Origin of the sequence: Paeniglutamicibacter sp. ZC-3 (genome assembly GCF_025847175.2) — a bacterium.
GTDB classification, from domain to species: domain Bacteria; phylum Actinomycetota; class Actinomycetes; order Actinomycetales; family Micrococcaceae; genus Paeniglutamicibacter; species Paeniglutamicibacter sulfureus.
Map to the genome: position 1 here is coordinate 55116 of NZ_JAOYTG010000020.1, position 22867 is coordinate 77982.

Sequence of the window (22867 nt, forward strand, 5' to 3'; positions counted from 1 at the left end):
CATTACCCGAGCGGAAAGCGAAGAACACACGCGTGAAAACCATCAACGAGGTGCTCGGCACCGAGATGCTCGACCGGTTTCGGGCACGGGCTGCCGGCTACGATGCCGAGAACGCCTTCTGCGCCGAGGACTTCGCCGAGCTCACCGACGTCGGCTACCTGCGGGCCATGCTCCCGGAAGCCCGTGGCGGCTTCGGCTGGGGCATGGAAAGAATGACGGCCGCCCAGCGTCTGCTTGGCACCTATGCACCTGCCACGGCTCTGGCGGTGAACATGCACCTGGTCTGGACGGGCGTTGCGACGCTGCTCGCCGCCCGCGGGGATGACCGCCTGGACATGGTCCTGGACTGGGTGCAGGCGGGGGAGGTCATGGCCTTTGGCGTGTCCGAGGCCGGGAACGACGAGGTCCTCTTCGACTCCGTGACCCGGGCGGTGCCCGACGCCGACGGATCGTACTCCTTCACCGGGACCAAGGTCTTCACCTCGCTGGCTCCGGTGTGGACGCGGCTCGGGGTCTTCGGCAAGCACGAGGGAACCGGACAGGGACAGTTGGTCCACGGCTTCCTGCACCGGGACGCCACCGGCATCGAGATCCCGCAGAACTGGAACACCCTGGGCATGCGCGCCACCCAGTCGAACTCCACCGTGCTGACAGGTGCCCGGGTTTCGGCGGAACACATCCACACCAAGCTGCCCGTCGGACCGGTGCCGGACCTGCTGGTGTTCGGCATCTTCGCCTCGTTCCTCTCACTGACCGCCTCGGTCTATGTGGGGCTGGCCGAGCGCGGCATGGAGCTGGCGGCGGCAAACCCGGCCAAGCGCAGCTCGCTGAAATTCGGCGGACGGACCTACGACCAGGACCCCGACATCAGGTGGCAGGTCGCCGATGCGGGCATGCAAGTCCTGAAGCTCGACGCGATGCTGCGGATGACCACGCGCGACCTCGACGACCGGGTGGACCCCGGGGGATCCTGGTTCCCGCGGCTGGTCACGCTGCGCACCCAGGCCGGGGACGCCGCCCGCTCCTGCATCGACATCGCCGCCAAGGTCTCCGGGGGCGGGCAGTACTTCCGCGGCTCCGAGCTCGAACGGCTCTATCGCGACGCCCTGGCCAGCCTGTATCACCCCTCGGATGCCGAATCGGCACACTCCACCGTGGCTTCCTGGCTGCTGGGCCCGGTCAAGGAGTAAGGCAGCCGATGCAACCTGGGTGCCGCGTGCATCAGCCGCGGATGTTCAGCGTGGGCTTGACGCGCATGACCCGTCGTCGCATCCAGTACTTTTGGCCTCCGCCCTCGTAGAGGCAGGTGCGCACCAATTCCCACTTGCCGTACTCCGAATGCTCGCGCAGGGCTGCGCGTGCCACCGAGCGATGTTCGCCCGGCAGCGCCGCAATCACCAGGTATTCGAAGAGGTGCTCGGGGTCTCCGGGCATCTGGTCCCGGGGTCGGGCTACGGGGATTTTCTTTTCGATCATGACCCTGTCCATAGTGTGGCTTGTGCCTGTAACGTCGAACACATGAGTACAGACCCGCGTGTTGCCCTCAGTGTATTGATCGGTTGCCTCGAAGAACACCTTTCGGCCGTGGCTGCAAAACGCGGCGCCCAGGACGCCTCGATCAGCTCGGCATTCCTGGCCGTGGCCGATGCCTTTGAGGAGTACGAGGACGCACTCTACGAGTCCTACGAGGAGTTCCTCCCGCTGAGCGTGGTGGAGGAAGGCGACGACGACGGTCCGTACGACGAAGACAGCCAGGGGGAACCCGTCACCACGTAGCCAGGCCGGCCATAGCGACTCCGACCACAGTATTAAGTTCGACTCATCATGGAGCGCCAATGGGCCTTGGCGTGCCTTGGTGAAGTAGTGTCGGTACGTGAATTGGTTTGAAGCGGCCTTCCTAGGGCTGATCCAGGGTCTGACAGAATTTCTCCCCATCTCCTCCAGCGCCCACTTGCGCATCGTGGGGGAGTTGCTGCCCAATGCGTCCGACCCCGGTGCGGCGTTCACCGCGATCACGCAGCTGGGCACCGAAACCGCGGTGCTGGTGTTCTTCTGGAAGGACATCGTGCGGATCGTCGGCGCCTGGTTCAATGCGCTGCGCGGCCGGGTGCCGCACAGCGACCCCGACGCAAAAATGGGCTGGCTGATCATCATCGGCTCCATCCCGATCGCGGTGCTGGGCCTGCTCTTCGAGGAACAGATCGACACCTCCTTCCGCTCGCTGTGGATCGTGGCGACCACCCTGGTGGTCTTCGGCCTGATCCTGGCGGTTGCCGACTACTACGGCAAGCAGAACCGCGAGCTCACCGCGTTGACCCCCAAGCACGGCATCCTCTTCGGCTTCGCCCAGGCGCTGGCCCTGATCCCCGGGGTTTCGCGCTCCGGCGGAACCATCACCGCCGGGCTGTTCATGGGCTACACCCGCGGCGCCGCCGCCCGCTATTCGTTCCTGCTGGCCATCCCCGCGGTCTTCGCCTCCGGGTTGTACAAGCTGGCCAAGTCCTTCAACGAACCCGGCGTGTACTCGCTGCCGCAGACCGGTCTGGCCACGCTCATCGCCTTCGTGGTCGGGTTCGTCATCGTGGGTTGGTTCCTCAAGTACGTTTCCTCGCACAGCTACAGCCTTTTCGTCTGGTACCGCGTGGCCCTGGGCCTGGCCCTGTACCTGCTGCTGGGATTCGGTGTGATCAACGCCTAGCAAAATCGGACCCCGAAACCCGGAATAACCGCCGGGCCCGTGGACTTGTTCCAAGTAATTGCATTGCGCCCGGCCACGTTCGGGCAAACACCTAAGAGAAAGGACGCCCCGTGCTTGCATGGTCCGCGCCCACCGTCCCGCATGTCCCGGGAAACGCACCGATCCTTGAGGTGCACGACACCGCCACCGGCCGGCTGAAGGGTACCGCCGACGCCGAGATGTCCAACGCGCCGGCGAGCATCTACGTCTGCGGCATCACCCCCTACGACGCCACCCACATGGGGCACGCCGCCACCTACGTCGCCTTCGATCTGCTGCAGCGCACCTGGCGCGATGCCGGGCGCGAGGTCACCTACGTGCAGAACGTCACCGACATCGACGATCCGCTGCTGGAGCGCGCCGCGGCGACCGGCATGGACTGGCAGGTGCTGGCCAAGGAGCAGACCGACCTGTTCCGTGCCGATATGGAAGCACTGAACGTGATCCCGCCCGAGCACTACATCGGCGCAGTGGAATCCATCACCTGGCTGGTCCCGCTCGTGGAGGAACTCGTCGCCAAGGACCTGGCCTACGCGGTGCCGGGCGAAAACGGCGAGCCGGACGGGGACATCTACTTCGACGCCGCCGCCGCGGCCTCCGACGCCTGGGAACTAGGCACCGTGAGCGGCTACAGCCGCGAGACCATGCTCGGCTTCTTCGCCGAGCGCGGCGGAGACCCGGAACGGCCGGGCAAGCGCGACGCCCTTGACCCGCTGCTCTGGCGCGTGGCCCGCGCCGGGGAGCCGGAATGGGACGGCGCCTCACTGGGCGCCGGGCGCCCGGGCTGGCACATCGAGTGTTCGGTCATCGCCCGCCGCTTCCTGCCCGCCCCCTTCACCGTGCAGGGCGGGGGATCGGACCTGATCTTCCCGCACCACGAGTTCTCCGCCGGTCACGCGGCCGCGCTGGACGGCAAGGCGCTGGCACAGTCCTACGTGCACACCGGCATGGTGGGCCTGCACGGCGAAAAGATGAGCAAGTCCCTGGGCAACCTGGTGTTGGTTTCCCAGCTGCGTGCCGCCGGCGTGGACCCGGTGGCCATCCGCACGGTGCTGCTGGGCCAGCACTACCGTAGCGACTGGTTCTGGACCGATGAACTGCTCACCCAGGCCCAGGACCGGGTGGCCCGCTGGCGCAAGCGCATCGGCTCCACCACACTCACCGAGGCCACGGCCGTGGTCACCCGCATCCGTTCCAAGCTGGCCAACGACCTGGACGCCCCCGCGGCCCTGTCCGTGCTCGATGCCTTCGGCGCCCAGGAACCTCTGGAGGACGACGGCTCGCAAGAGGCCGGCGGGCAGCTGCTCGCCGATGCGCTCGATGCACTGCTGGGACTCAAGATCTCCTAGGTCCCCGTCCGCCGGACAACGGCCGCATGATGAAAAAACGCGTCCCCCGCCCTGTCCCCCCTGCGGGGGCCGGGCGGGGGACGCGTTGGTGTTGAAGCGCCTGGCTGTCAGTCGCTGGACCCGGGCGTGTCGGGGGCCTGGCCGCCGGTTCCCGGTGTGCCGGGACCTTCTTCCCCCGGCGCACCGGGGCGGTGCCTGCGTTTGAGGTAACGCTCGAACTCGCGGGCGATCGCCTCGCCGGTGGCCTCGGGCAGCTCGGTCTCGTCCTGTGCCTGCTCCAGCTGTTGCACGTAGGCGGCGATGTCCGCGTCCCCGGTGGCCAGCGCGTCGACCCCGCGCTCCCACGCCAGTGCGTCCTCGCCGAGTTCATGCAGGTCCAGGGCCAGCGGCAGAAGCTCCTCCACCCGGTGCAGGATGGCCAGTTGCGCCTTGGGAGAGGGCGGCTGCGCAACATAGTGCGGAACCGCCGCCCAGATCGAGAGCGTGGGCAGCCCCGCGGCCTCGGAGAATTGCGCCAGCACCCCCAGGATGCCGGTGGGGCCCTCGTAGTTGCCGGGCAGGGCACCCAGGGCCTCGCAGACCTTCGGGTCGTCGGAAGAGACCGCCGCCTGGATCGGCCGGGTGTGCGGCACATCGGCCAACAGCGAACCCAGCGCCATCACGCCCTGCACGTTTTCCTCCTCGGCGCGCGTGAGGATCTCGGTGATGAAGGCCTTCCACCGGTACGTGGGCTCCACGCCGCGCACCAGCAGCAGGTCCACCGGGGATTCGGGCAGCGATGCGCGGTAGATGCGGGTGGTCGGCCACTTGACGACGCGCTTGCCGGCGCCGTTGCGGCGCACCTGCGGGCGGGAGAACTGGTAATCGTAGTAGTCGTCGTCGCCGATGCCAGCGACCTTCACGGCGCCGGTGGCCGCCTTGATGTCCTTGATCGCCGAACTGGCGGCGTCCCCGGCATCGTTCCATCCCTCGAAGGCGACCACCATGATGGCCGGGCGCACGGGCCCGGGAATCGTGGAGGCGGCCACCAGGGAGGAAAGTGTCACTGGATCATTCATATCTTCGCTCACATCCTCACCCTAGCGCGCGCACCGGTCGCCGGGGCAAGTGCGCACCCACTAGAATTGGGACATGCCAACCCAGAATCCCGACCCCATGCCCGCGCGCCCCGTGAACTCCCGGATCCAGGGAGTCTTGTGGGACATGGACGGAACCCTGCTTGACACCGAACCCTACTGGATGGCTGCCGAGGCGGCTCTGGTGGCCGAATTCGGCGGCCGGTGGAGCGAGGCCCAGGCCTTGGGACTGGTAGGAAACGCCCTGCCCGACGCCGCCGCCGCGCTGCAGCGCGCGGGCGTCGAGTTGCCCGAGCGCGAGATCATCGACAGGCTCACCGCCGAGGTCCTGGCCGGGGTGGCCCGCCGCGTCGACTGGCGCCCCGGCGCCCTCGAACTGCTGGAGGCGCTGCACAGCGCCAACGTCCCCTGCGGACTTGTCACCATGTCCGAGGAACCGCTGGCCGCCCTCGTGCTGGATCAGCTGCCAAAGAAATATTTCGCTTTCCGCGTCACCGGTGACATGGTTTCCCGCGGCAAGCCGCACCCCGACCCGTACCTTCTGGGACTGGACAAGCTCGGGGACTTGGTGCCGGACTTGGATCCTTCCCGTGTGGTCGGGATCGAGGATTCCGCCCCCGGCATTGCCTCGGCCGCAGCCAGCGGGATCGTAGCGGTGCTCGTTGAGCACATCGCCCCGGTGCCCGACTCTCCGTCCTGGCAGCGCGTCGACTCGTTGGCCGGCCTCGACGTCGAATCCCTGGGCGCACTGGCGTCCATCGGGGTGCGCGCATGAGCGAACCTGCCACCAAGCGCGAGGGGATCCCGCTCGGATCGGTCTTCGGGGTCCCGGTGTCCCTGGCCTGGTCCTGGTTCATCATCACCGGCCTGATCGTGATGGTCTTCGGGCCCACCGTGGCCCGCTCCCGCCCCGACCTGGGGGCCGGCGCCTACCTGGTCGCCTTCACCTACGCGGTGCTGCTGGCCTTCTCCGTGCTCATCCACGAGCTCGCGCACGCCCTGACGGCCAAGTCCTTCGGCTGGCCAGGGGCCCGGATCACCCTGAACCTCTGGGGCGGGCACACCCAGTTCTCCTCCTTCAACGCCACTCCGGGCCGCTCGCTCGCGGTGGCCATGGCCGGCCCTGCCGCCAACTTCGTGATCGCCGGGGCGGGCTACCTGTTGCTGCTGCTCGTCCAGCCAACCGGGGTCGTGTTCCTGCTCTGGGACATCCTGATCTGGGCAAACCTGTTGGTGGCGATCTTCAACGTGCTTCCGGGCCTGCCGCTGGACGGCGGGCGCCTGGTCGAATCGGCCGTCTGGCGCTACACCGGTTCCCAGGACCGCGGCACCATCGCCGCCGGCTGGGCCGGGCGGGTGCTGGTGGTGCTGGTCGTGGGCTGGTTTGTCATCGTCCCGCTGACCCGCAACGAACCGCTGGACTTCCAGGTCCTGATCGTGGCGATCCTGGTCGGCGGGTTCATGTGGGTCGGGGCCTCGCAGGGCATCACGCACGCCAAGCTGCGCCTGCGCCTGCCGCTGGTTTCGGTGCGCGCACTGATGGAGCCCGCCACCGCGATCCGCCAGGACTCCACCCTCGCCGAGGTCACCACACGCCTGGCCAGCCGCGGCGGACGGGTCATCCTCGTCAATGCGGCCGGCAACCCCGTTGCGGTGATCGACGAGGCAACGCTTCACTCCATCGATGCCGCGGTGCTCGCCCAGACCCCCGCGCTCTCCGCCGCCCGCGCCCTGGACCCCGGCGCCGTGGTCAGCGCCAACGCCGACGGCAGGGCATTGATCGGGTACCTGGCCACGCTGCAGGGCAGCGAATACGCGGTCATCGATGACTCCAACCGCGTCGTCGGGCTGCTGAGCCAGGCGCGCATCGTCGCGGCCATCACCGGCAAGCAGCGCTAGGCGCGCTTCACCGGTCACCACACTTCACCACCATCCCAGGACCTAAGGACACAGAACCGAGAATGAGCGACATGCCAGCCACCCCCCACGGCGCCCAGAGCCGCCGCGGCCCCTTCCGCCCCGGCGACCGGGTCCAGCTCACCGACCAGAAGCGCCGGATCAGCACCATCACCCTGACCGAGGGCGGGGAGTTCCACACGCACAAGGGAGTCCTCTTCCACGATGCGCTGATCGGCGCCCCGGAGGGCTCCATCGTGGAGAACACCAACGAGGTCCGCTACCAGGCGTTGCGCCCGCTGCTGAAGGACTTCGTGCTCTCCATGCCGCGCGGCGCCACCGTGGTCTACCCCAAGGACGCTGCCCAGATCATCCAGATGGGCGACATCTACCCGGGCGCCCGCGTGGTTGAGGCCGGCGTGGGCTCCGGTGCCCTGTCCATGTCGCTGCTACGTGCAGTGGGCGATGGCGGCTACCTGCATTCCTTCGAGCGCCGCGAGGAGTTCGCGCAGATCGCCCGCGGCAACGTGGACACCGTCTTCGGCGGCCCGCACCCCGCCTGGGACATCACCATCGGGGACTTCCAGGAGAAGGTCCTCGAAACCGAGGAACCCGGCTCCGTGGACCGCGTGGTCCTTGACATGCTCTCGCCCTGGGAATGCGTCGACGCGGTCTCCACCGTGCTGGCCCCCGGCGGGGTCTGGGTCAACTACGTGGCCACCGTCACGCAGATGTCGCGCACCGTCGAGGCGATCCGCGCCACCGGCCTCTACACCGAGCCCGAGTCCTTCGAAACCATGGTCCGCGGTTGGCACGTCGAGGGCCTGGCCGTGCGCCCGGACCACCGCATGGTCGCGCACACCGCCTTCCTGATTACCTGCCGCCGGCTGGCCGACGGAGCGGTGGGCATCCCGGGCGCCAAGCGCGTGAAGGAGCACACCTACTCGGCCGAGGACCTTGCGACCTGGACCCGTTCGGACGAGCCCGATGCCTGGAACCACGAGGCTCTGGGGGAGCGCGGCGTCTCCGCCCGCAAACTGCGCCGCGCCGCCAAGGACGCCAAGTCGATGACCCAGCGCGGCTCGCTGCCCGAAGGCCAGGAACCGGCTGACGACGTGGACGCCAGCGGCGACACCGCCGCGGACGCCAGCGGGCAGTAGCACGACCAGACCCGCCGTGAGGTCGCGGTCACATTTCCGCCATTGGGCCCCGCCCATGCATAGGATGAGAACAGCAGTGGCGTGTGCCGGCTTACCCCGGCACACGTGTTCCTCGAATTATGTGAAACGGGTGGAAAATGGGCGACGAGACAGATCGCACACGGCTGGAGGGCCAGGTCGCGGCCGCCGAGCGGCAGCTGAACGTGGTGCGGGACAAGAACCGCCTGCTCGATCGGCAGCTCGCCTCGGCGGGAGCCAACAACGCCCGCCTGGTCGCCATGCTGGAGCGCACCCGCGAGGAGATCCTGGCCCTGAAATCGGGGCTGGAGAAGGACGGGGACACCCCCTTCAGCCACGGCACCATCGTCGAACTGCATCCGCGCAGCCAACCCGTCCCGGGCGTGGCGATTTCCTCGACCGGCGTGCAATCTGCCGACATCGTCCAGGGCGGCCGCAAGCTGCGCGTGGGCGTGTCCCCGCTGCTGGACTTCGGAAAACTCGCCATCGGCCAGGACGTGCTGCTCAACGAATCCCTGGTCATCGTCGCCGGACTCGGCTACGAGCAGTCAGGTGAACTGGTCACCGTCAAGGAGGTCCTGGCCGACCACCGGGTGGTGGCCATGGGCAGGGCCGATGACCAGCGCGTCATCCGCCTGGCCGAACCGCTGACCGGGGACATCGTGCGGGTCGGGGACGTGCTGACCCTCGATGCGCGGACCGGCCTGGCCCTGGAAAAGGTGCACCTGTCCGACATGCAGTCGCTGGTGCTCGAGGAGGTTCCGGACATCTCCTACGCCGACATCGGCGGGCTGAGCGACCAGATCGAGGCCATCCGCGACGCCGTCGAGCTGCCCTTCCTGCACCCGGACCTCTACCGCGAGCACGGGCTCACCGCGCCCAAGGGCATCCTGCTCTACGGCCCTCCGGGCTGTGGCAAGACGCTGATCGCCAAGGCGGTGGCGCATTCGCTGTCCGAGCGCACCAACGAACGCAACGGCGACACCGGCACGGCCAAGAGCTACTTCCTGAACATCAAGGGCCCCGAGTTGCTGGACAAGTACGTCGGGGAAACCGAACGCCACATCCGGCTGATCTTCTCCCGGGCCCGCGAAAAGGCGGCCGGAGGAAACCCCGTGGTGGTGTTCTTCGACGAGATGGACTCGCTCTTCCGCACCCGCGGCACCGGCGTCTCCTCCGACGTGGAAACCACCATCGTCCCGCAGCTGCTGGCCGAGATCGACGGCGTCGAACGGCTGGACAACGTCATCGTCATCGGCGCCTCCAACCGCGAGGACATGATCGACCCGGCGATCCTGCGCCCGGGGCGCTTGGACGTGAAGATCAAGATCCGCCGTCCCGACGCCCAGGGAGCCGCGGAGATCTTCGCCAAGTACCTCACCTCCGACCTCCCGCTGCACCCGGACGACCTGGCCGAGAACGGAAACGATCCGGCCGCGACAGTGCGCGCGATGATCCAGGCGACCGTCGATGCCATGTACTCCACCGGGGAACAGAACCAGTTCCTCGAGGTCACCTACGCCAACACCGAAACGGAGATCCTCTACTTCAAGGACTTCGCCTCCGGAGCGGTGATCCGCAATGTGGTGGACCGGGCCAAGAAGTCGGCCATCAAGGCGCTGCTCACCGGCCAGGAGCGGGGGTTGCGCATGGACTACCTGCTCGAGGCGGTCGTGGAGGAATTCCACGAGCACGAGGACATGCCCAACACCACCAATCCCGACGACTGGGCGCGGATCTCCGGGCGCAAGGGCGAACGCATCACCTTCATCCGCACCATCGTTGCGGACAAGAACGGACGCGGGAAGACCCTGCCGGCCCCGGGGTCCGACGAGACGGGGCAGTACCTGTGAGCGTGCACCGGGTCATGGGCCTGGAGACCGAGTACGGCGTGCTGGCCCCCGCAATGCCCGGGGCCAACGCCACCATGCTCTCGGCCCAGGTCGTCAACGCCTACGCGGCCACCATCCGGGAGGCGCGCGGGAAGATCGCCGGCACCCACTGGGACTACACCGACGAGACGCCGCTGAACGACGCACGTGGCTTCACCCAGCCGCGCGCCACCGCGGATCCCTCCCAGCTCACCGACCTGGAACCGGAGCTGGATGCCGAGCAGGTGGCCATGGCCGGCGGGGACGTGACCATCGGCTCCACGCTCTACGAGGGCGGGGACAACGACCACGAAGTGCTGATGAACATGGTGCTGGGCAACGGTGCCAGGCTCTACGTCGACCACGCCCACCCGGAATATTCCTCCCCGGAGACCACCAACCCCTTCGACGCGGTGCTCTACGACCAGGCCGGGGACCACGTCGCCCTGGCGGCGGTGCGACGCATCGAGTCCCTGGCCGGGCTGCCGGATGTGCACCTGTACAAGAACAACACGGACAACAAGTCGGTGTCCTACGGGGCGCACGAAAACTACCTGATGCCCCGGGAGGTTCCCTTCGACTCCATCGCCGCCGGGCTCATCCCGTTCTTCGTCACCCGCCAGGTCATCTGCGCCTCCGGGCGGGTGGGCCGCGGCATGCTGGGCCAATACCCCGGCTTCCAGGTCTCCCAGCGGGCCGACTTCTTCGAGGCGCAGATCGGGCTGGAGACCACGATCCGCCGCCCCATCATCAACACCCGCGACGAGCCGCACGCGCACTGGGAGAAGTACCGCCGGCTGCACGTGATCATCGGGGACGCCAACCTCGGGCAGGTCTCCACGCTGCTGCGCACCGGAACCACCGCGCTGGTGCTGGCGATGATCGAGGCGGGCACCGTCCCGGCGATTGAGCTGCGCGACCCGGTCGCGGCCCTGCAAGCCATCAGCCACGACCCCACGCTGCGCACCAAGGTCGAGCTGGTGGACGGGCGAAAACTCACCGCGCTTGAGATCCAGTGGATCTACGCCCAGGCGGCGGCCGAGCACAGCGGGGCCACCGATGCCGACGACGAGGCGACCGTGGAGATCCAGCGCCGCTGGGAGGAAACCCTGCAGCTGCTGGAATCCGACATCTTCTCCGCTGCCTCCACCGTGGATTGGGTGGCCAAGTACAAGCTCATGACCTCTTACGCGCAGCGCCACGGCGTGGATTTCTCCGACCCGCGGATCGCACTGATGGACCTGCAATGGGCCGACATCCGCCCGGAAAAGGGGCTCTACCACCGGCTGGCGGCGCGCGGGCTGATGGAAACGCTCTATTCCCCGGCGCAGATCGCCCGGGCCGCAACCAACCCGCCGACCGACACCCGCGCCTACTTCCGCGGGCGGGTGCTGAGCCAGTACCCGGAGCACGTGGTGGCTGCGAGCTGGGACTCGGTCTCCTTCACGGTCCCCGGGGCCCGCAAGCTCGAGCGCATCGCGACGCTGGAGCCGCTGCGCGGCACCAAGGCCCTGGTCGGGGACCTGTTGGATGCGCAATTGTCGATTCACGAGTTCATCGCCACGCTGCGGAGCTAAAGCCCCTACCCAGTGGCAAGATGTAGATACCAGCGAAAACAGTGCCGGGCACCGCAGCGAAGGGGCCGGACACGTACGACACGGAAAAGAGCGGGACGGCAATGACACAGGAACAGCACTCGGGACAACGCCGCGAGGACACCCAGGCCCAGGAGACCGAGCAGGAAGTTGCCGCAGCGGCCGGCCAGGACGCCGGTGTGGATGACCTGCTCGATGAGATTGACGGGGTGCTGGAGCGCAACGCCGAGGAATTCGTGCGCGGCTTCGTGCAAAAGGGCGGCCAGTGATCGAGCTCGGTCCCGGTCCCTCCTTCGTGGAATACCTGAACCGGGACCGGCCCGACCTGCTGCCCGGTGCCCCGACCCAGTCCCAGGGCGCTTCCGGCGCCGCGGGGCAGGTGCCCCACGGAACCACCATCGTCGCGCTCTCCTACGCCGAGGGCATCGTGATGGCGGGGGACCGGCGCGCGACCATGGGCAACGTCATTGCCAGCCGCCGCATCGAGAAGGTGTTTGAGACCGACAGGTTCTCGGTGGTCGGCATCGCCGGGGCCGCCGGGGTCGCCATCGACATCGCCAAGCTCTTCCGCGTGGAACTGGAGCACTACGAGAAGATCGAGGGCACCCGGCTCTCGCTGGATGGCAAGGCCAACCGCCTGGCCTCGATGATCCGCGCCAACCTGACCTTGGCCATGCAGGGCATGAGCGTGATTCCGCTCTTTGCCGGCTACGACACGCTGGCCGGCACCGGGCGGATCTTCTCCTTCGACATAACCGGCGGGCTCTACGAGGAGGTGGAGCACCACTCGGTCGGCTCCGGTTCCCCGTATGCCCGTGGCGCGCTGAAAAAACTTTGGCAACCGGACATGGATGCCACGGCCGCGGTGCGCGTGGCCGTGGAGGCCCTCTACGACGCAGCCGACGACGACTCGGCCACCGGGGGACCGGATGCGGTGCGCAAGCTCTGGCCCGTGGTCTACGTCGTGGATTCCCATGGGGCCCGCCGTGTGGAGGACGCGATCCTCGCCGAGATGGCACGGTCGATCATTGCCACGCGGACCGATGACGGGAAGGAAGCCTAGATGAGCGCGCAATACTACGTTTCGCCCGAGCAACTCATGAAGGACCGGGCGGATTTCGCCCGGAAGGGCATTGCCCGGGGCCGGGCCGTCATCGTGGCTTCCTGCGCCGACGGCATCGCGCTGATCGCGGAGAACCCCTCCGGCTCGCTGCACAAGATCGGTGAGATCTACGACAGGATCGCCTTCGCCGCTGTGGGCAAGTACAACGAATTCGAGTCCCTGCGCCAGGCCGGGGTGCGCTATGCAGACACCCGCGGCTATTCCTACTCCCGCCACGACGTGACGGGCCGCGGCCTGGCGAGCGTCTACGCCCAGTCCCTGGGCGCGGTGTTCACCGCAGAGGCCAAGCCCTTCGAGGTGGAGCTGGCGGTCCTGGAACTGGGCGAATCGCCGGCACTGGACACCTTGTTCTCGCTGAATTTCGACGGGTCGATCGCCGAGCAGCCCGGCCAGATCATCATGGGCGGCGACACCCCCGCCATTCGCGAGGCCTGGAACGGATATTGGGCAGGGAAAGACCTGGCCGCCGCCGGGACCGACGAGGTCATCCGCGCCGCCGCCCTGGTGCTGCCGGGGGTTGGGGAAAGTCCCGAGGACGCCCGGTTGTTGGAGGTCGCGGTGCTTGAACGCGTCACGGCCTCGGGTTCGCACCGCCATTTCCGCCGCCTTGACACACCAACCATTGCCCGGTTCCTGGGCGCAGGGAAGTAGACACGCATGGACCGCAGGATCTACGGCATCGAGACCGAATACGGGATCAACTACTCCGATCCCGGGGGCCGTCCGCTCACGCCGGAGGAATCGGCACGCTACCTCTTCCGCCGGGTGGTGGCCTGGGGGCGCAGCTCGAACGTGTTCCTCACCAACGGATCCAGGCTTTACCTCGATGTCGGCTCGCACCCGGAATACGCCACGGCCGAGTGCGACGAGCTCCGCCAGCTGATTGCACACGACCGGGCAGGGGAGTCGATCCTCAACGACCTGGTGGCCAGTGCGGAGGAGCGCATGGCCGCCGACGGGTTCAACGGCCGGCTGTACCTGTTCAAGAACAACACCGACACCGCCGGGAACTCCTACGGCTGCCACGAGAACTTCCTGATCCCGCGCAAGCTCGAGTTCGCCCGGCTCGCCGAAATCCTGATCCCGTTCCTGGTCACGCGGCAGCTTATCGCCGGGGCCGGCAAGATCGTGAACATCGACGGTGAACCGCTCTACGCCTTCTCCCAGCGCGCGGACCATGTGTGGGAAGGCGTCTCCTCGGCCACCACCCGGTCGCGGCCCATCATCAACACCCGCGACGAGCCGCATGCCGACGCCGAGTACTTCCGGCGTCTGCATGTCATCGTGGGGGACTCGAACATGTCCGAGACAACCCAGCTGGTTAAGCTCGGGGCGACCGACTTGATGCTGCGGATCATCGAGTCGGGGAAGATCATGGAGGACCTGCGGCTGGAAAACCCCATCCGGTCCATCCGCGAGATCTCCCACGATTTCAACGGCACCACCCTGGTCAAGCTCGCCAACGGCAAGCACCTCACCGCGCTGGCACTCCAGCGCCGTTTCCTGACTTTGGCCACCGACTTCGTTGCCCGCGAGGGGGCGCACCACGATCAGGTGCCGGCGGTGCTGGATTTGTGGACCCGCACCCTGGATGCGGTGGAATCGGGGAACTTCTCCGGGATCGACACGGAAATCGATTGGGCCATCAAGCACAAGCTGATCAATTCCTATGCCAACCGCCACCAGCTGGACCTGGGTGCCCAGCGCCTGGCGCAGCTGGACCTGACGTACCACGACATCGACACCAAGCGCGGGCTCTTCCATGTGCTGGCGGCCCGGGGCAAGGTGGCTTCTGTGGTGGATCCGGCGGAGATCGCCTTGGCCGTTGACAACCCGCCGCAAAGCACGCGGGCCAAGTTGCGCGGCGATTTTGTCCGGGCCGCCAAGAACGCGGAGCGGGACTTCACCGTTGACTGGGTGCATTTGAAGCTCAACGACCATCCCGGCCAAACGGTGCTCTGCAAGGACCCCTTCGCCAACGAGGACTCGCGCGTGGAGGCACTGATTACGGCCATGGGCGGCTAGCCCCCCTCCGTCCCGTAGCAGCGTCCAATAAGGAGATTCACAGTTTCGGCCTTTAAGCTGGCTTTAGTCAGGTTCGAAAGCTCACCGCACAGCGTGGGTGTTTCCAGTTCCAAAATCCCCAACTGAAAGTTGATTTCGTGCGCAAAGTAATGGCACTCGTTGCAACGGCCTCGTTGCTGTTGGTGACGGCCTGTGGTTCAACCACCGCGGCATCCAGCGGTGACGTTGCGCCGTTGGAATCGATCAAGGTCACCCCCGGTGCGGATGATTCCTCGGATCCGACCGTCACCTTCGACACCCCGCTGGTTGCCACGGCAACCGGCGCCAAGGTCATCGTCGAGGGCAAGGGCGAGGACATCAAGGAAAACCAGAACGTCAAGTTCAAGTCCATCGCCTACAAGGCCGAGGATGCCAGCCTGCTCGGATCGGGCTTTGCCGGGGAACCGGTGACCTTGCCGACCAACGAAGAATTCAAGGCCCAGCTCCCGGCGCTTTATGAAACCCTCCTGCAGGCCAAGGTCGGCTCCTGGGTCGCCATGGTCGAGCCGGCAGCCGAGGCAGCACCCGCCGAAGGTGCTTCGCCCCCTGCAAGCCCCGGCGAGGCAAAGGCCGAAACGGTGGTTGTCCTGAAGGTCGTGGCCAGCGAGCCGATTCCAGAGGCTTCCAAGAAGCTGGGAGCCGATGAGGTCAAGAAGCTCAAGGACGAAGGTTCCCTTCCTACCTTCGAGATGAAGGATGAGAAGCCGGCCATCACCATCCCGAAGGACAAGGAAGTTCCTGCAGGCTTGGTCGTTGACGTCGTCAAGGAAGGCACCGGCAAGGTCGCCACAGCGACCTCGGACGTGTCAGCCAACTACACCGGCGTCCGCTGGGAAGACGGCAAGCAGTTCGACTCCAGCTATGACCGTGGCGAAGCGTCCGACTTCAATCTCTCGGGCGTCATCCCGGGTTGGACCCAGGGACTGGAGGGCTTGAAGGCCGGTACGCAGGTCATGCTCACCATTCCGACCGATCTGGCCTACGGGGCGGATGCGGCTTCCCAGGGGCGACCTGCGGGACCGTTGGTCTTCTTTGTTGAGCTCAAGGAAGTAAAGTAGCTAAAAGCTTTTAGCAACCAACCGAAAGGATTCCACCATGTCTTTTGGACAGCGTGATTACGACCGTACCAAGCCGGAGATTGAATTCCCGGGCACCGATGCCCCGACCGAACTGAAGATCGAGGACATCGCCGTTGGCGATGGCGCCGAGGTCGTTCCGGGCTCAAACATCTCGGCCCACTACGTCGGTGTGGCATGGTCCACCGGCGAGGAGTTCGACTCCTCCTGGAACCGCGGCGCCCCGCTGGACTTCCGCGCCGGTGTCGGCCAGGTCATCCAGGGTTGGGACCAGGGCCTGATCGGGATGAAGGTCGGCGGCCGCCGCCGTCTGGACATCCCCTCGGAGATGGCCTACGGCTCCCGCGGTGCCGGTGGAGCCATCGGCCCGAACGAAGCACTGATCTTCGTTGTGGACCTGGTGGCTGTCCGCTAAGCACAGCAATTCGCCTTTGGCCGTGTTTTCCCAAGTTAAACGGGGGAGAACACGGCCAAAGGCCGTTAACGCGGCGTTGCATTGGCTCGGCCTTGTCGCCAAAGGGTAATCTTGCGAGCGTGGCTCAAATTAACTCCGGCGGTCCTTCCCGTGCCGAGAAACTCGTCAGTCTTACCTATGCGTTGATCAACACCCCGCATGGATATTCCAAGCGCGAACTGCGCAAGATCGTCGATGACTACCAGTCGCTGAGTGACGCCGCATTTGACCGCAAATTCGACCGGGACAAGAAAGACCTGCGTGAAATGGGCGTGCCGGTAAAAACCCTCGGCACCGGCTCCGAGGAGCGCTACCTGATCACCCCGGCCAGTTATCGGCTGCCCGAAGTGAGTTTCACGACCGAGGAAGCCGCGGTACTGGGCCTTGCTGCACAGCTGTGGAAGGACACCGACCTGGAATCCTCGGCCACCCGAGCCACTGGCCGGCTCTCGGCCGGGTTGGAAGACAGCGGCCGCGGGGTACGGTTCACGGAGTATGTTCCCCGATTGCATGCCGCCGGACCGGCGTTTGCCGCCTGCCTTGAGGCAGTCTGGGCACGGCAGGTCCTGTCTTTTGAATACCTGGACGCCCAAGGCCGTGCCAGCGATCGCACCGTGGACGCCTGGGGGATCGGTTCGCGCTTCGGCAACTGGTACCTGGTCGGACTGGACCACGACCGCCAGGACGTGCGCATGTTCCGGCTGACCCGCATCCTCAGCGATATCCGCACTGGCCACCAGCATTCTTCCCGCCCCACTGGATTCTCCATGGCGGACACCTTGGGTGGCCTGAATCCAGACATTGCCGGTGAAAAGGCCCGGCTGTCCGTGGCCAAGGATTCCGGCTGGGCGCTTCGTTCCCGGGCAGAATCCATTTCCCCCGGCGATGACCACGATGTACTGGTACTGCAATTCCACGACCTGATGGGCCTTTCGGCCGACGTGGCAAAATTGGGTGCCGATGCCAGCGTGCTGGAACCCGCTTCCCTTGCAACGGCCGTGCGCCGCAGGCTCGAGGGGGCACTGGCCGCCCAGCAGGCGCCCGTACCCGCCTACAAGCTCAGCAAACGACGCAATGTCGGGCGCCCTCCGTCCACCGAGGCAGTCGCCCGAAACCTCGACATCATTTCCTATGTGGCCAAGTTCGGTTCACCTACCGTTGAGCAAACGGCCACCCACTTCGGGTTGACTGAAAAGCAGCTTTTGGCCCACCTGCAGACGATCATGATGTGCGGGGTGCCAAACGGGCTGCCCGATGAATTGATCGACGTGGAATGGGAGGCGGGAACCATCAGCATCAACAATGCAGAGGCCCTCAATGCGCCCATCCGGCTCAGCCTTACCGAGGCCGCGACCATGCTGGCCGGTTTGGCATCGCTGCGCGGACTGCCGGACTTCGAACATGCCCACGCGGTCGACTCGGCCTATGGGAAGCTGCAGGCAGCCGCGGTGGGATTCGAAGGACTGGAATCGGTATTGTCCATTGCCTTGCGCTCAACCGAGGAAAGCGAGATCTACGCTGCCCTGGTGCGGGCCATCCGTGAACACCAGACGGTGGAGCTGACGTACTACAGCGCTTCCAGCGACGCACTGGGTGTCAGGCAGGTCGAACCCATTCGTCTCGTGGAGAACGCCGGCCGGCAGTACCTTCGCGCCTTCTCGGTGCCCAACAATGAAATCCGCAGTTTCCGCATCGATAGAATCCAGTCGGCGACGTTCAGCGGCCAGCAGTTCACCTTTGCCCCGGGTCGGCATGACGACCAGGACGATATCTTCTTCACCCCAAGCCCCACCGACGAGTTGGTTGTCCTGGGCTTCGGTCCTCGCCTGGCTTCGCTCGTGGATGAATTCGCCCCGGAGCAGTGGGCCAAGGGCGCGAATGAAAACATCGCGGAGATTCGCATGACTTCCACTTCCACTCTCCCGGGAATGGTGGCCTACCACGGCGGGGACCTGCGAGTTGTTGAACCTGCCCCGCTATGCGCCGAGGTCGAAGCATGGCTCAGTGCGGCAGTGGCCAACTTGGAGGTGAAGTAGTGATGTTCGCATGGTGGTTCTGGGTGTTGCTGTGGATCGTGCTCGCCTTGGGCACGCTGTTATTCCTTGTCCTGGCCGCAATCCGGCTCTTTCGCGGCTTCATGGCGCTGACCCACGAAGTCGGCGATGCCATGGACCGGGTGGGCTCCGCCATGGATGAGGAGGCGCTACCCCGGGATTATCCCGAGGTACCAGAGCGCACGCCGTCTGGAATAGCAGCTCTCTTCCAGGGCCGGGATATCGCCAAGGAGGCGCACGCTGCAGGAAAGCTGCGCCGTTCCACCGCGCGACGCAACGCGCGCATTGAACGCAAAGCCCAGCGCGGACAACCCCAACGCGTAGGCGATTTAGAATTGTTCTGACGTAGACTTAAAACGATTGAAAGGTAGGTTCCCCAATGGGTGGAATCCAAGGATGGCATCTGGTCATCATCGTAATTTTGGCACTCTTGCTGTTCGGTGCCCCGAAGCTTCCGGGTTTGGCCCGCTCTGTTGGCCAGTCCCTGCGTATCTTCAAGTCCGAGGTCCGTCAGATGAAGGACGACGACAAGGCGCCCGAGGCCGGCGAAGAAACCGTCGAGGGCAAGATCGTTGACCCCGACCGTCGTGAGAACAACTCCTAGTCCTTCGTGAGCGAACAAGACGTGGACTCCAAAAAGGGACGGAAGAACAATCCCGAGGGCCGCATGGCCCTCAAGGCCCATCTGGTTGAAGCCCGGAACCGTCTCTTCATTTCACTGATCGCGCTGGTTTTGGGAACGGTCGGCGGATTCTTCCTTTATGACGAGGTCCTCGGGCTGCTCATCTCCCCGGTCCGTGCATACGGCGGGGAAGTCAACTTCACTTCCGTCATGGCACCTTTTGACATCATGCTCAAGACCTCGTTGCTCTTGGGGCTGGTGTTCTCGGCACCGATCTGGATCTACCAGCTCTGGGCATTTATTGTTCCGGGGCTGAAGAAGAACGAACGCAACACGGCCATCGGGTTCGCCGCAGCCGCTGCGCCGCTCTTCATCGTGGGCGTAGGCATGGCCTATTGGGTCTTGCCCCATGCCTTGAAGTTCTTCATCTCATTGACCCCGGAGAACGCCCAGTCGTGGTTGACGACCGACACATACCTACCGTTCGTGTTCCGGCTGTTGATCGCCTTCGGGCTGGCCATGCTGGCACCGGTGCTCATGGTCGGGTTGAACCTGGTCGGCGTCCTGAGGGCGAAGTTGATCCTTCGGCATTGGCGCATCACGGTCTTCCTCATTGCCCTCGTGGCCGCCATGGCGGCTCCGGGCGGAGATGCGATCACCATGTTTGCACTGGCCGGTCCATTGTTCGTGACCTTCGCGACGGCAACATTGATTTGCCACCTGAACGACCGCAAGCGAGACAAGAAGCGGGCCCAGCTCGAGGCCGAAAACGCCGCCAGTGCCGGCGAGGGATCCATCATTCCCGATTCGCCGGATCTCCCATAGGGACACCCCCCGTGCCCGGAGTACGGACACGGGCGCACCTACTACCCTCCTGAAAGGGGTCGCAGCGTGAGCATGCCGGCCGAGCGATTTGACGCAGCCAAGAACCAACCCGAGGAGAGCGAAAGCGGGCTCCCCGAGTTCCGGGCCTCACTGGGATTCGACCTCGACCCCTTCCAAGAGGAAGCCTGCCGGGCGGTGGCTTCAGGTTCCGGGGTCCTGGTGGCTGCACCCACCGGCGCGGGGAAAACGGTGGTGGGGGAGTTCGCCATATTCCAGGCACTTCGCACCGGACGCAAGGCCTTCTACACAACCCCCATCAAGGCGCTCAGCAACCAAAAGTACAGCGACCTCGTGGCCACCTACGGTCCCGAACGCGTTGGTCTGCTCACCGGCGACATGACAATCAACGGCGAGGCCGAGATCGTCGTGATGACCACCGAAGTCCTGCGCAACATGCTGTATGCGGATTCGGACACCCTTGATTCCCTGGGCTACGTCGTCATGGACGAGGTCCACTATTTGGCGGACAAGTTCCGCGGCGCAGTATGGGAAGAAGTCATCATCCACTTGCGCGAGGATGTCCAGGTCATATCGCTCTCCGCCACGGTTTCCAACGCCGAGGAGTTTGGCGGCTGGCTCGACGCAGTGCGGGGCGATACCCGCATCATCGTCTCGGAGCACCGTCCGATTCCGCTCTTTCAGCACGTGATGGTCGGTGGCCGCCTTGTCGACCTGTTTGCCGAGGATGTTTCGTTCGACCAGGTGGCCGATACCCCGGAACGGGTGGCCGAGGTCAACCCCGAACTCACCAAGATGGCCCACCGGGGTCTCACCGGCTCCCGGGGCCGCGTCCAGCGCGGACGTGGCCGCCGCGGCGGGGGAGGGACCTGGGGAGAGAAGCGCGAGCAGATGGGCACGCGCGTCTCCCGACCGGACATGATCATGGCCCTTGACCATGCCGGGTTGCTTCCGTCGCTGGTCTTCATCTTTTCCCGCAACGGCTGCGACGCCGCCGTTGCCCAGTGCGTCCGCTCGGGGCTTGCGCTGACCACCATCGCGGAGTCCACCGAAATCGAACAGACGATTGACATCGTCGCCCACAAACTGCCGCCGGACGACCTAGAAGTGCTGGGCTTCTGGCCGTGGCGCGAAGGACTCATGCGAGGCTTTGCTGCCCACCATGCGGGCCTTTTGCCAATCTTCAAGGAGGTCGTTGAAGACCTCTTTGTCCGCGGCCTCGTCAAGGCAGTCTTCGCGACCGAGACGCTTGCCTTGGGCGTCAACATGCCTGCCCGGTCGGTGGTCATGGAAAAGCTCGAGAAGTTCAACGGCGAATCCCACGTGTCTGTCACCGCGGGGGAGTACACCCAGCTGACCGGCCGTGCCGGGCGTCGGGGCATCGACGTCGAGGGGCACGCGGTGGTCCTGTGGCAACAGGACACCGATCCGGCGGCCATCGCGGGGCTAGCCTCCAAGCGGACCTACCCGTTGAACTCGAGTTTCCGTCCGACCTACAACATGTCCCTGAACCTCACCTCGCAGTTCGGCCGGGAGCGGGCTCGCGGCATCCTGGAAACCTCATTCGCCCAGTTCCAGGCAGACCGTTCCGTGGTCGGCATGGCTCGCCAAGTACGCTCCCGCGAGGAGTCGCTGGCCGGCTACTCCAAGTCAATGACCTGCCACATGGGGGACTTCAAGGAATACGCCGCCTTGCGCGAGCAATTGTCAGTGGCGGAGAAGGAGGCCTCGAAAACCATTTCGAGGCTGCGCCGCTCGGCAGTCAGCGAATCCCTGGAATCCCTCACGCGCGGGGACATCATCGAAATCCATGGGGCCAGGAAGCTTGGCCGTTGCGTTGTCATTGAGTTGGACAACTCGTGGCACGACCCGCGCCCCACGGTACTGACAGAGGACAAACACATCCGCCGCGTCGGGGTCCAGGACCTCAACGACCCGGTTGAGGTGATCTCGCAGATCCGGATCCCCAAAGGCTTCACCGGCCGCAGTCCCAAGGAACGCCGGGACCTGGCCGCTTCGCTGCACAACGCACTGGCCGAATCGCGTCCGCCACGCCGCGGCGCCCCGGAGTTCACCTTCAGCGGCAGCGATGAACAGGAAGAGCTCATTGTTCGGCTGCGTGCAGCGCTCAAGGCCCACCCGTGCCATGCCTGCCCGGAGCGCGAGGACCATGCCCGCTGGGGTGAACGCCACTCGAAGCTGCTGCGCGACACCAACAAGCTGCGCGCCCAGATCAGCGGCCGCACCAATACCATTTCAAAGACCTTTGACCGCGTCGCGAAGGTGCTCGAGGACTTCGAGTACCTCGTGCCCGCCTCGGACGACCTGGGCCAGGCCCAAATCACCGATGCCGGTCAGCGGTTGCGGCGCATCTACGGCGAACGCGACCTCCTGACATCCCTGGTCATGGAAACAGGTGCCATGAACGAGATGACCGCCGAGGAACTGGCCGGATTCATTTCCGCCCTGGTTTTCCAGGCGCGACGCGAAGACCACGGCCCCGATCCGCGGATGCCGACCGCGAAGGTTCAAATCGCCTGGGAGACCTCGGTCAACTTGTGGTCGCGCCTCTCCGACGCCGAGGCCAACGCGGGCCTGCCCGAGACCGTAGCCCCGGACTCCGGGTTGATCTGGCCGATCTACAAGTGGGCCCGCGGCTCGGATTTGCGCGAATGCCTCCGCGGCACCGACCTGGCCGGCGGCGATTTCGTGCGGTGGGCCAAACAGGTCATTGACGTGCTTGACCAATTGGCCAAGATCCCGGACCTGAACACCGGACTTGCCCGGTCCTGCAACCAGGCGGTCCAGCGGATCCGCCGCGGGGTCGTCGCATATTCAAACGTGGTGGACTGAGTCCCGCCACCGCGGGACCACTCACGACAGGATTGAAGGACGCCGACACAACGGGCGTGCTTGAGAAAAGTAAAGG

At 65.7% G+C, this 22867-nt stretch carries 22 protein-coding genes; 20 read left to right on the forward strand and 2 right to left on the reverse strand.

The features are described from left to right. Positions 1 to 65: 65 nt before the first annotated feature. Complete coding sequence (locus OIU93_RS17120; RefSeq protein ID WP_264271296.1) at positions 66 to 1190, forward strand: acyl-CoA dehydrogenase family protein; 1125 nt, start codon at positions 66 to 68, stop codon at positions 1188 to 1190. A 31-nt stretch (positions 1191 to 1221) separates the two neighbouring features. Here the strand turns inward: OIU93_RS17120 and OIU93_RS17125 are convergent, their stop codons facing one another. After that, the gene (locus OIU93_RS17125) at positions 1222 to 1476 is read right to left on the reverse strand and encodes a DUF5703 family protein (protein ID WP_372342955.1); all 255 of its coding nucleotides are present in this window, start codon (positions 1474 to 1476) and stop codon (positions 1222 to 1224) included. A 42-nt stretch (positions 1477 to 1518) separates the two neighbouring features. Between OIU93_RS17125 and OIU93_RS17130 the strand changes: the two genes are divergently transcribed. From OIU93_RS17130 to mshC, 3 genes are all read left to right on the forward strand, one after another. Next, positions 1519 to 1776: a hypothetical protein gene (locus OIU93_RS17130; RefSeq protein ID WP_264271267.1), complete on the forward strand. Its 258-nt coding sequence runs from the start codon at positions 1519 to 1521 to the stop codon at positions 1774 to 1776. 97 nt (positions 1777 to 1873) lie between these two features. Further along, entirely contained in the window at positions 1874 to 2698 is an 825-nt protein-coding gene (locus tag OIU93_RS17135) for an undecaprenyl-diphosphate phosphatase (protein ID WP_264271268.1), read from the forward strand. A 110-nt stretch (positions 2699 to 2808) separates the two neighbouring features. Then, positions 2809 to 4086, forward strand: coding sequence for a cysteine--1-D-myo-inosityl 2-amino-2-deoxy-alpha-D-glucopyranoside ligase (gene mshC, locus OIU93_RS17140; protein WP_264271269.1), 1278 nt, complete (start codon positions 2809 to 2811; stop codon positions 4084 to 4086). 107 nt (positions 4087 to 4193) lie between these two features. On the opposite strand, the gene OIU93_RS17145 is transcribed toward mshC, so the two are convergent. Beyond that, complete coding sequence (locus tag OIU93_RS17145) at positions 4194 to 5144, reverse strand: PAC2 family protein (RefSeq protein WP_264271298.1); 951 nt, start codon at positions 5142 to 5144, stop codon at positions 4194 to 4196. 73 nt (positions 5145 to 5217) lie between these two features. On the opposite strand from OIU93_RS17145, the gene OIU93_RS17150 reads away from it, so the two are divergent. The 16 genes from OIU93_RS17150 to OIU93_RS17225 all read left to right on the forward strand — a co-directional run bounded on the left by OIU93_RS17150 (position 5218) and on the right by OIU93_RS17225 (position 22791). Next, a complete protein-coding gene (locus tag OIU93_RS17150) occupies positions 5218 to 5937 on the forward strand; it encodes an HAD family phosphatase (protein ID WP_264271270.1) in 720 nt (239 codons plus the stop codon). After that, positions 5934 to 7061 (forward strand): site-2 protease family protein, encoded by a 1128-nt coding sequence (locus tag OIU93_RS17155; RefSeq protein WP_264271271.1) that lies wholly within the window; start codon positions 5934 to 5936, stop codon positions 7059 to 7061. Before OIU93_RS17150 ends, OIU93_RS17155 begins: the two co-directional genes overlap by 4 nt. A 62-nt stretch (positions 7062 to 7123) precedes the next feature. Then, positions 7124 to 8218, forward strand: a complete 1095-nt coding sequence (locus OIU93_RS17160) for a tRNA (adenine-N1)-methyltransferase (RefSeq protein WP_264271272.1) — start codon at positions 7124 to 7126, stop codon at positions 8216 to 8218. Between the two features lie 137 nt (positions 8219 to 8355). Next, entirely contained in the window at positions 8356 to 10089 is a 1734-nt protein-coding gene (gene arc / locus OIU93_RS17165; RefSeq protein ID WP_264271273.1) for a proteasome ATPase, read from the forward strand. Between the two features lie 14 nt (positions 10090 to 10103). After that, the gene (gene dop, locus OIU93_RS17170) at positions 10104 to 11684 is read left to right on the forward strand and encodes a depupylase/deamidase Dop (RefSeq protein WP_372342956.1); all 1581 of its coding nucleotides are present in this window, start codon (positions 10104 to 10106) and stop codon (positions 11682 to 11684) included. Positions 11685 to 11785: 101 nt separating this feature from the next. Continuing rightward, positions 11786 to 11971 carry a ubiquitin-like protein Pup gene (locus tag OIU93_RS17175; protein ID WP_264271274.1) on the forward strand — a complete coding sequence of 62 codons (186 nt, stop codon included), beginning with the start codon at positions 11786 to 11788 and terminating at the stop codon, positions 11969 to 11971. Further along, entirely contained in the window at positions 11968 to 12765 is a 798-nt protein-coding gene (gene prcB, locus OIU93_RS17180; RefSeq protein ID WP_264271275.1) for a proteasome subunit beta, read from the forward strand. The genes OIU93_RS17175 and prcB overlap by 4 nt, the downstream gene beginning before the upstream one ends. Then, the gene (gene prcA, locus OIU93_RS17185; protein ID WP_264271276.1) at positions 12766 to 13476 is read left to right on the forward strand and encodes a proteasome subunit alpha; all 711 of its coding nucleotides are present in this window, start codon (positions 12766 to 12768) and stop codon (positions 13474 to 13476) included. Positions 13477 to 13482: 6 nt separating this feature from the next. Further along, the gene (gene pafA, locus OIU93_RS17190; protein ID WP_264271277.1) at positions 13483 to 14850 is read left to right on the forward strand and encodes a Pup--protein ligase; all 1368 of its coding nucleotides are present in this window, start codon (positions 13483 to 13485) and stop codon (positions 14848 to 14850) included. Positions 14851 to 14999: 149 nt separating this feature from the next. After that, positions 15000 to 15947: an FKBP-type peptidyl-prolyl cis-trans isomerase gene (locus OIU93_RS17195; RefSeq protein ID WP_264271278.1), complete on the forward strand. Its 948-nt coding sequence runs from the start codon at positions 15000 to 15002 to the stop codon at positions 15945 to 15947. A gap of 37 nt (positions 15948 to 15984) precedes the next feature. Next, positions 15985 to 16380 (forward strand): FKBP-type peptidyl-prolyl cis-trans isomerase, encoded by a 396-nt coding sequence (locus OIU93_RS17200; protein ID WP_264271279.1) that lies wholly within the window; start codon positions 15985 to 15987, stop codon positions 16378 to 16380. A gap of 119 nt (positions 16381 to 16499) precedes the next feature. Further along, positions 16500 to 18455 (forward strand): YafY family protein, encoded by a 1956-nt coding sequence (locus tag OIU93_RS17205; RefSeq protein ID WP_264271280.1) that lies wholly within the window; start codon positions 16500 to 16502, stop codon positions 18453 to 18455. Between the two features lie 2 nt (positions 18456 to 18457). Next, positions 18458 to 18817 carry a hypothetical protein gene (locus OIU93_RS17210; protein ID WP_372342957.1) on the forward strand — a complete coding sequence of 120 codons (360 nt, stop codon included), beginning with the start codon at positions 18458 to 18460 and terminating at the stop codon, positions 18815 to 18817. A gap of 35 nt (positions 18818 to 18852) precedes the next feature. Further along, on the forward strand, positions 18853 to 19077 hold the full coding sequence (gene tatA / locus OIU93_RS17215; RefSeq protein ID WP_264271282.1) for a Sec-independent protein translocase subunit TatA: 225 nt from the start codon (positions 18853 to 18855) through the stop codon (positions 19075 to 19077). A 6-nt stretch (positions 19078 to 19083) separates the two neighbouring features. After that, a complete protein-coding gene (gene tatC, locus OIU93_RS17220; RefSeq protein ID WP_264271283.1) occupies positions 19084 to 19920 on the forward strand; it encodes a twin-arginine translocase subunit TatC in 837 nt (278 codons plus the stop codon). A 72-nt stretch (positions 19921 to 19992) separates the two neighbouring features. Beyond that, complete coding sequence (locus tag OIU93_RS17225; protein ID WP_264271300.1) at positions 19993 to 22791, forward strand: RNA helicase; 2799 nt, start codon at positions 19993 to 19995, stop codon at positions 22789 to 22791. Positions 22792 to 22867: the final 76 nt, after the last annotated feature.

Excerpts from the sequence above, each read along its gene's own strand:
- OIU93_RS17145 (WP_264271298.1), bottom strand. The coding sequence starts at position 5,144 with ATGAATGATCCAGTGACACTTTCCTCCCTGGTGGCCGCCTCCACGATT.
- OIU93_RS17155 (WP_264271271.1), top strand. The coding sequence starts at position 5,934 with ATGAGCGAACCTGCCACCAAGCGCGAGGGGATCCCGCTCGGATCGGTC.
- dop (WP_372342956.1), top strand. The coding sequence starts at position 10,104 with ATGGGCCTGGAGACCGAGTACGGCGTGCTGGCCCCCGCAATGCCCGGG.
- OIU93_RS17200 (WP_264271279.1), top strand. The coding sequence starts at position 15,985 with ATGTCTTTTGGACAGCGTGATTACGACCGTACCAAGCCGGAGATTGAA.
- OIU93_RS17225 (WP_264271300.1), top strand. The coding sequence starts at position 19,993 with ATGCCGGCCGAGCGATTTGACGCAGCCAAGAACCAACCCGAGGAGAGC.
- pafA (WP_264271277.1), top strand. The coding sequence starts at position 13,483 with ATGGACCGCAGGATCTACGGCATCGAGACCGAATACGGGATCAACTAC.
- prcA (WP_264271276.1), top strand. The coding sequence starts at position 12,766 with ATGAGCGCGCAATACTACGTTTCGCCCGAGCAACTCATGAAGGACCGG.
- OIU93_RS17125 (WP_372342955.1), bottom strand. The coding sequence starts at position 1,476 with ATGATCGAAAAGAAAATCCCCGTAGCCCGACCCCGGGACCAGATGCCC.
- arc (WP_264271273.1), top strand. The coding sequence starts at position 8,356 with ATGGGCGACGAGACAGATCGCACACGGCTGGAGGGCCAGGTCGCGGCC.
- OIU93_RS17160 (WP_264271272.1), top strand. The coding sequence starts at position 7,124 with ATGAGCGACATGCCAGCCACCCCCCACGGCGCCCAGAGCCGCCGCGGC.
- OIU93_RS17130 (WP_264271267.1), top strand. The coding sequence starts at position 1,519 with ATGAGTACAGACCCGCGTGTTGCCCTCAGTGTATTGATCGGTTGCCTC.
- OIU93_RS17150 (WP_264271270.1), top strand. The coding sequence starts at position 5,218 with ATGCCAACCCAGAATCCCGACCCCATGCCCGCGCGCCCCGTGAACTCC.
- OIU93_RS17175 (WP_264271274.1), top strand. The coding sequence starts at position 11,786 with ATGACACAGGAACAGCACTCGGGACAACGCCGCGAGGACACCCAGGCC.
- OIU93_RS17195 (WP_264271278.1), top strand. The coding sequence starts at position 15,000 with ATGGCACTCGTTGCAACGGCCTCGTTGCTGTTGGTGACGGCCTGTGGT.
- OIU93_RS17120 (WP_264271296.1), top strand. The coding sequence starts at position 66 with ATGCTCGACCGGTTTCGGGCACGGGCTGCCGGCTACGATGCCGAGAAC.
- OIU93_RS17210 (WP_372342957.1), top strand. The coding sequence starts at position 18,458 with ATGTTCGCATGGTGGTTCTGGGTGTTGCTGTGGATCGTGCTCGCCTTG.
- tatA (WP_264271282.1), top strand. The coding sequence starts at position 18,853 with ATGGGTGGAATCCAAGGATGGCATCTGGTCATCATCGTAATTTTGGCA.